The sequence below is a fragment of the Sulfurimonas sp. genome (genome assembly GCF_032250635.1).
GTDB lineage: Bacteria > Campylobacterota > Campylobacteria > Campylobacterales > Sulfurimonadaceae > Sulfurimonas.
The window spans coordinates 1-7,379 of the sequence record NZ_JAVVFL010000115.1 but is presented as its reverse complement, the minus strand read 5'-3'; the positions used below and the strand labels follow the sequence as shown (position 1 = coordinate 7,379).

10 protein-coding genes are annotated in these 7,379 nt (G+C 39.3%); 9 read left to right on the top strand and 1 reads right to left on the bottom strand.

Features of this window, described 5'->3' with window-relative positions; all coding sequences use genetic code 11:
• Positions 1 to 57: 57 nt before the first annotated feature.
• The 3 genes from RQ763_RS07770 (at position 58) to RQ763_RS07760 (ending at position 2,022) form a co-directional block, all read left to right on the top strand.
• Complete coding sequence (locus RQ763_RS07770) at positions 58 to 192, top strand: hypothetical protein (RefSeq protein WP_314152186.1); 135 nt, start codon at positions 58 to 60, stop codon at positions 190 to 192.
• Positions 193 to 338: 146 nt separating this feature from the next.
• Positions 339 to 1,724, top strand: coding sequence for a cobyric acid synthase (locus RQ763_RS07765; RefSeq protein WP_314152185.1), 1,386 nt, complete (start codon positions 339 to 341; stop codon positions 1,722 to 1,724).
• Positions 1,725 to 1,887: 163 nt separating this feature from the next.
• Positions 1,888 to 2,022, top strand: coding sequence for a hypothetical protein (locus tag RQ763_RS07760; protein ID WP_314152183.1), 135 nt, complete (start codon positions 1,888 to 1,890; stop codon positions 2,020 to 2,022).
• A gap of 51 nt (positions 2,023 to 2,073) precedes the next feature.
• Here the strand turns inward: RQ763_RS07760 and RQ763_RS07755 are convergent, their stop codons facing one another.
• Positions 2,074 to 2,364, bottom strand: a complete 291-nt coding sequence (locus tag RQ763_RS07755) for a hypothetical protein (RefSeq protein ID WP_314152182.1) — start codon at positions 2,362 to 2,364, stop codon at positions 2,074 to 2,076.
• Positions 2,365 to 2,489: 125 nt separating this feature from the next.
• On the opposite strand from RQ763_RS07755, the gene RQ763_RS07750 reads away from it, so the two are divergent.
• The 6 genes from RQ763_RS07750 to RQ763_RS07725 all read left to right on the top strand — a co-directional run.
• The gene (locus tag RQ763_RS07750) at positions 2,490 to 2,993 is read left to right on the top strand and encodes a bifunctional adenosylcobinamide kinase/adenosylcobinamide-phosphate guanylyltransferase (RefSeq protein WP_314152181.1); all 504 of its coding nucleotides are present in this window, start codon (positions 2,490 to 2,492) and stop codon (positions 2,991 to 2,993) included.
• The gene (locus tag RQ763_RS07745) at positions 2,990 to 3,718 is read left to right on the top strand and encodes an adenosylcobinamide-GDP ribazoletransferase (protein WP_314152180.1); all 729 of its coding nucleotides are present in this window, start codon (positions 2,990 to 2,992) and stop codon (positions 3,716 to 3,718) included. Before RQ763_RS07750 ends, RQ763_RS07745 begins: the two co-directional genes overlap by 4 nt.
• Positions 3,715 to 4,254, top strand: coding sequence for an alpha-ribazole phosphatase family protein (cobC, locus tag RQ763_RS07740; protein ID WP_314152178.1), 540 nt, complete (start codon positions 3,715 to 3,717; stop codon positions 4,252 to 4,254). Before RQ763_RS07745 ends, cobC begins: the two co-directional genes overlap by 4 nt.
• A 33-nt stretch (positions 4,255 to 4,287) precedes the next feature.
• Positions 4,288 to 5,487 carry a hypothetical protein gene (locus tag RQ763_RS07735; protein ID WP_314152177.1) on the top strand — a complete coding sequence of 400 codons (1,200 nt, stop codon included), beginning with the start codon at positions 4,288 to 4,290 and terminating at the stop codon, positions 5,485 to 5,487.
• Between the two features lie 14 nt (positions 5,488 to 5,501).
• A complete protein-coding gene (locus RQ763_RS07730) occupies positions 5,502 to 6,380 on the top strand; it encodes a mechanosensitive ion channel family protein (RefSeq protein WP_314152176.1) in 879 nt (292 codons plus the stop codon).
• Positions 6,381 to 6,403: 23 nt separating this feature from the next.
• Positions 6,404 to 7,379, top strand: a 976-nt coding sequence (locus RQ763_RS07725) for a nicotinate-nucleotide--dimethylbenzimidazole phosphoribosyltransferase (protein ID WP_314152175.1), incomplete at its 3' end; no start/stop codon positions are given.

Sequence of the window (7,379 nt, the reverse complement as noted above, 5' to 3'; positions counted from 1 at the left end):
ACACACAACCATATTTTAACTATTTGGTTGATAAATATATTATACGAAGGATACACAATGAAAACATTGATTTTACTAATCGGATTAACTTTAGGTGCTCTTCAAGCTGAGAATATCGTAACTTACGACACAAAGAACGCTGGAAATACCGACGGCATCAAAACCAATCACCCAACTCAAGATCTCTACTAAGATCTTGGTTTACGCCTCATCCACTACGGGGGATGAGGCTTTTTTTCTTTAATCCACTCTATATAAACATCTACTTCTTATTTACAAACTCAATAGCATAAAACATTATTTTAGATAAAATAAAAAAAATTATAAAAAGCCATTGAATGAACTCACTTAGTATCTTCGGCACAAGCAGTGACGCGGGAAAATCAACACTCAGCTTTGCCATAACCTACCTTCTGCACCATCGCGGTATCAGCGTCGCTCCGTTTAAAGCCCAAAATGTCTCAAACAATTCTCATGTAACGGATGACGGAGGCGAGATAGCCATTCCTCAGTATTTTGCAGCGCAAGCTATCGGACTCAGTACTACAACAGACATGAACCCTGTTTTGCTAAAGTCGGGCTCGAAAAACAGCGCGCATCTCATAATCAACGGTAAAAGCGTGGGCGAAAAAGATGTGCATGCGTACTACCGTGACATAAAAACACTCCAACCCATCGTAAAAGAGGCATTTTTAAGGCTTCAAGAGAAGTACGACTGTATAGTTGCCGAGGGAGCTGGAAGTCCTGTTGAGCTTAACCTCATGGACAAAGACCTCTCAAATATCTACGTAGCAGACGAATTCAATACAAAGATAATATTGGTTGCGGATATTGAGCGCGGCGGAGTTTTTGCATCCATTTACGGCGTTTATAAACTGCTTCCAAAAAAACTGCGTGAAAATGTTATCGGTGTCATCGTAAATAAATTTCGAGGCGACATTACTCTTTTTGATGAAGGCAGAATCATTATAGAGAAGAAGTTCGGCATAAAAGTTTTGGGCGTTGTGCCATACAAACCATTTAACCTCGGTTTTGAAGACAGCCAATCTATAATGAACTATGTGCAAGATACAGGCAAAGCAAAGATAAAAGTAGGCGTTATAAAACTCCCTCACATCAGCAATTTTACGGACTTTGAGCCGCTTGTTGCAGACAAAGAAGTTGCTCTCTCTTTTATCTCTAACGCAACTGAAACCTCTGCATGTGACTTGATTGTTCTTCCGGGGAGCAAAAGAGTCGTGGATGATTTGGCGTGGCTAAGAGAGCGTGGATTTGAGGAGATTTTGACTTCAAAAAAACAGAAGATAGTCGCCATCTGCGGCGGTTACGAGATGATGTTTGAGCGTATTTTAGACCCACATGCAGTAGAATCTAATCACAAAGATACGGTCGGTTTTGGGCGGATAAAAGGCGAAGTTGTTTTTGCCAAAGAGAAGAGATTAAAAAAAGGGTGCTACTTTCTTTTTGGAGATATGATAGAGGGCTACGAAATACACAACGGCGTTGCAAAAAAGAGAGTTGTAAAGAAAAAAAACCTCTACGCTACTTTTGTACACGGCATCTTTGAGAGCGATGAGTTCCGATACAGACTCTTTTCTAAAATAGATGAAAACTACGAAGGATACAACTTCAAAGAGTACAAAGCAAAAGCGATAGAAGAGTTTGCCGAACATGTAGAGCAACATGTAGATATGAGTTTTATAGTAAATGCGCTAAACATCTAGTCTTGCTTGCAGGTTTTTATGCAGAACTTGCAATAAAAGATAAAAATTGTCTTAATTAAAAAGAGTACTTTAAAAACAGTGAGAAGCTTAAAAGTTAAATAGGATAAAATTTGTCTGATTTAAAAATACTAGAGGGTAAGGCTCTCTTAACAAAGGACAGACAATGAAAACATTGATTTTATTAATCGGATTAACACTAGGTGCTCTTCAAGCTGACAACATCGTAACTTACGATACAAACAACGGTAACAATGCTGAGGGTATTAAGACCAATCACCCAACTCAAGATCTTTACTAAGATTTGAGTTTACGCCTCATCCCCCGCAGCGGATGAGGTTTTTCTTCTCTTTTACTTTTTAAACTTTTCAGCAACATCTTTTACGGCTGTACTAAGAGTATGCCAAGCAGCCTCTACATCATCTTTAAAATGTTCCCATTTCTCTTCACCGGCTTCATCAAGCTTTTTCAATTTTGCTTTTGTAGCATCAAACTTATCTTCAAGCTCTTCGATTCGCTCGTTATATTTTATACTCATATCAGCCGCATAAATCTTGCTTCTTGCTTTGAACTCTAAGAGTTTAGCGTGAACCAACTCCAATTCTGCCTCTATTTTTTGCTTGTAAGCATTTTTCTTACTCATGACAAACCTTTTAATTTAAATAATTTATAACCATACGCAAAATCCATTTTATTCCAATTATCCTTAATATATCTATAGCCTCTATTTCCCTTGGTCTAACTTTAAATTTAGGATAAAATCACAAGATGAAAACAAAAAAAGCACTCTTTATCGGCGGCATTAAAAGCGGAAAATCGCTCAATGCGGAGATATACACACTTAAGCACTCTTTGCAAAAGCCCATATATCTGGCAACTACAGAGTTTATAGACGATGAGATGCAAAAACGCATAGAGGCTCACAAACTCCAAAGAGATGCTCAGTTTGAAACACTTGAAGAGCCTCTGAAACTCTATGAAACAATCTCCAAACAAAAAAATGCTGTTTTGGTTGAGTGTCTTAGCATGTGGATAAACAATATGCTCTATCACGGTTTTGAATTTGCGGAGATGAAAAAAGAGCTAGAGGCTGTTTTGGCGCTTGATAAAACAGTGGTTTTTGTTCTAAACGATGTCGGATGCGGGATTATCCCGGACAATGCTTTAGCGCGTGAGTTTATAGATATCAGCGGAAAATTATCTCAGCTAATCGCATCTTCTTGCGACGAGGTTTATCACACTATAGCCGGCATCTCAACGAGAATAAAATGAGAGATATTTTTAAAGGTTTTGCCCTTGCCCTCTCGATGTTAACAACTCTTCCGTTTTTCAAAGTTCACGACTTTTATAAAGGCATAAACGGTTACGCCGTTATGTTTTACCCGCTTGTCGGTTTTGTGCTTGGCGCTATTTTATGGGGAGTTTATCTGCTTTTGTCTCCATACACCTCCTCTTTGCATGCAGGCGTTATCATCTTTGGGCTTTGGATTTTGCTTACGGGCGCGCTTCATCTTGATGGATTTAGCGACACCGTGGACGGACTTTATGTTCACAAAGAAAAAGCGCTAGAAGTTATGAAAGACGCTCATGTTGGCGGGATGGGGATGATAATAAGCGGCACTTTTTTGATTTTAAAAGCCTCATCTCTAGCGCACTTTGAACTCTTCTATCTTCTGCCTCTTCTTCTAATGCTCTCAAGGCTCAACGCTGTTTTGGCAATCTACTTCTACCCCTACATCACGCCAAGCGGGATGGGCAGTTTGGCAAAAGAGGAGTTTACAAAAAAACAGATGCTCGTAGCGCTTGTGTACTCATTTTTGATAGTTCTGCTCTATAACAAACTGCTTCTTTTTGTTAGCGCTTTGTTAGTTTTGTTTGTTATAAAAAGCTTTTTTATTAAAAGATACGGCGGATTTAGTGGGGATATTTACGGTTTCAGCATTGAAGTAACGGAGCTGATTCTTTTAAATATCTTGCTCTTTGGCTTTTTTATATGAGAGTAACACTTCTTCGCCACGGTGAGGTTGATGAGAGATACAAAAACTGCTATAACGGACACAACGACATATGCTTGTCACAAAAAGGTGAGCTTCAAGCAAGAGAAGTCGCAAAAGAGCTTGACGCATTAGAGTTTGATGCGGTTTTCTGCTCTGATTTGAGACGTGCAAGAGAGACGTTGCAACACTCTTTGCATGCAAAAGATACCATCTTCTCAGAGAGACTAAGAGAGAAGTCATGGGGAAAGCACGAAGGGCTTAGTTTTGATGAGATAATCACTCAGGGCGAGATAGAGTACAAAGATTTTTTACAGTGGATAGAAGCACTTGACGGCGAGCCGCACGAAGAGTATCAAGAAAGAGTAAAAGAGTTTTTTTTCGAGTTTTTGCCATCGCTTGAAAAAGATAGTGTCTTGGTAGTGACCCATGCAGGAGTTATCAGAGTTTTGCTCTCTATCATAAACAACATAGCGCTTGAGGAGGCATTTGGCATAAAAGTTGAGAATGGTTCGTTAACCATACTTGAAATATGCTAAAATAAACCAAGATTTAAGAAGCAAGGTCGGGAGATGGGCACCATTTTAAAATTTTTAAAGAACAAAATTGCGTGGTTTAAAAAAACTCTAGGCGTAGTAGATAAAAAAGTGCTTATATCCTTTGAGCTTTCCGAATTTATGCAAGAGACCGAGTCCGCGCTACAAAATATCCCCCAAAACTATAAAAGACTCTATGAGCTTCATCCTGCCGAAATGCAATTTTTTGTAAATAGGGAGAAGGAGATAAAAGAGCTTCAAAAATCTTTCACAAACTGGGCGAAAAACCGTTTTGTCACATGTGCGATAATTGGCGAAAAGGGGTGCGGGGTAACCTCAATGCTCAACTCGTTTATTTCCGATATCCCTCATACCGATATCATAAGAGATGAGTTGCATGAGAAGATATTTACAAAAGAGGACTATTTTGAGTACTTTAACACTCTGTTAAAGACCGAGAATATAACTACAAACAAGGAGCTTATCGATTTTTTAAACAATACGCAAAGCGCAAAAATCATTATTTTAGAGAATCTCCACCATATGTTTTTAAAAAAAGTGGGTGGGTTTGAGAGCATCAAGATGCTTTTTGAACTTATCTCCTACACGACAAAAAAGGTGCTTTGGATTGGAGTTTTTACCCCCGAGACATGGAGTTTTCTTGCTAAAACAATCTCAATCTCAAACTACTTTACGAGCGAAATTTTTATAGAGCCGCTAAGCCATGAGAACATAAAAGAGACAATTTCTAAAAGAAATGAGTATGAAAATCTAAAAACAGAGTTTCTTCCAACAGAGGAGAGCCTTAAAAGTATGACATTTGAGAATCTTGGGGATGAGCAAAAGCAAGCTTTTTTGAGTGAGAGATTTTTCAAACAGCTGCATAAACTCTCAAACGGAAATATCTCACTTGCCATGCTCTACTGGGTACGAGCGGTTGAGAAGATAGAGGAAAATATAATTTATATTAAAGGGATAGACAACGTTGATCATTCATTTGTTAAAAATCTCTCCTCGGAAGCTCTTTTTGCACTTCAAGCGCTCATACTCCATGACGGGCTTACTCTGCATGACTTCTCTATCGTGATGAATGAACCCCACGAAGAGTGCCGTAAGATGCTTATGCCGATGCTTGAGAAGGGTTTGCTTATCCAGCCCCATAAAAAGTACAACATCAATCCTGCCATCTATCAGCAGGTACATGACCATCTCTCATCTAAAAATTTTATCCACTAAAACGGAGCGCTGCTATGAAATTTATAACTCTCTTCTTTTTTACTTTTTTTGTGCAGATACTATGCGCTGCCGATACCTTGACAGAGGATACCGAAGTAAAAGTTGTCCCTATAGATTTTTTTGTGATATTTTCTCTCTCAAAAATTCTTTGGACGCTACTCTTTTTTGTTATTGTTTACGCTTTTATCTCTCTCTTAACAAAAATATTGGAGTTTTTTGCAGAAAAGAGCGCTAGAGCCCGAATACCTATAAAAGGGTTTATTCCAGTTCTTAGAATCGCTCTTTGGACGCTCTTTATAATAACAATCATAAAGGTAATATATAACCCTCCACAAGAGATTCTTCTTACGACTCTAGCCTCTGTGGCAATAGCGGTCGGTTTTGCTACGCAGGATCTTCTCAAAAATATATTCGGCGGGATTATGCTTCTTTTTGACCGCCCTTTTAAAGTTGGTGACAAGATAAAAGTGGGCGAAGATTACGGTGAAGTAATAAATATAGGTCTGCGCGCAACACGGATTGTAACTCCTTATGATTCTATGGTTGTAGTTCCAAACATGGAGCTTATGAACACGCATGTCTCAAACTCGAACTCGGGCGAACTCCACTGTCAAGTAGTTGCAAAAGTTATGCTCCCCATTGATGCTCCTATGGATAAAATCCGTAAAATCGCCATTGAAGCGGCGCAAATTTCAAGATATATCTATCTCAACAAGCCAATCGAGGTGCTTTTTACAAACAAAATCTATCAGCGGAAATCTTTTTTGGATATGGAGCTAAAAGCATATGTCATGGATATACGCTATGAGTTTGAGTTTGAGAGCGATATGACGGAGGTAGTTATAAAAGAGCTGCTTTCTCAAGGTATTATCAACAAAGATGATCTAGACTAAACAAATTTTACAAAAAGAAAAAAATGAAAACATACAACATATTTACAAACGAACCAGATGCTCTGCCAAGCGGCAAAGCGGACTTTTTACTAGCGGCATCCGTTACAAGAACATGTGAGATTGAGGGCATAACACAAGCGGGAATCCCAGGGATGATACCACTCACACCAACGCTTGATGCGGAGTTTATAGTAAATGGAAAAGTTTACTCTTTGGGCGAACTTGCCGAGACCCCGACAGGCGTTCCTACTCCTGCTATTATCACAAGAGCGGTGCATAACTTGTCTCCATTTAGTGCAACAGAGATTTTAGATTTGGGGCTTAGTAAAACTCCTCAAAACTCTACATGCCACCATTTTGGCATAGAACCCTCAGAGTCGATAGCTTCAGGGGCAAAAATAGACGCACAGACTATTTTTCAAAAAGGTTTCAAAGCTGGAGAGAGCTACGAACTCAGAGGGAACTATCTCATTTTAGGAGAGAGCACTCCAAGCGGAACAACAACAGCGGCAGCAGCCGTCTCGGCTCTTGGATATGATTGCAGAGAGAAGTTCTCCTCAAGCTTTTGCCATGTGCCTAACAATATAAGAGACGAGACGATAGACAAAGCGTTATCACTTATAAATGACGAGATGAGCAACTTCGAGAAGCTCTCACATGTAAGTGACAACATGCTTCTGTTTTGCGCCGGTTTTATTATGAGTGCTTCAAGAAGATTTCATGTAGTTCTAGGAGGCGGAACACAGATGGCAGCGTGTCTACTCATAGCCGACAAACTTAGAGAAGATGTTCTGATGAGAGTAAAACATGAAAATATCACTATTGCTACTACTTTATGGGTAGCAAAGGACGAAAACTCCGATATAGCTCATATACTATCGCTTCTTAGCTACAAACCGCACGCGGTATATACAACCTTTTCATTTGAAAAAGCAACTATTCCTGTACTTAAAAAATATGACGAGGGCGAAGCGAAAGAGGGTGTGGGCGCTGGAGCCG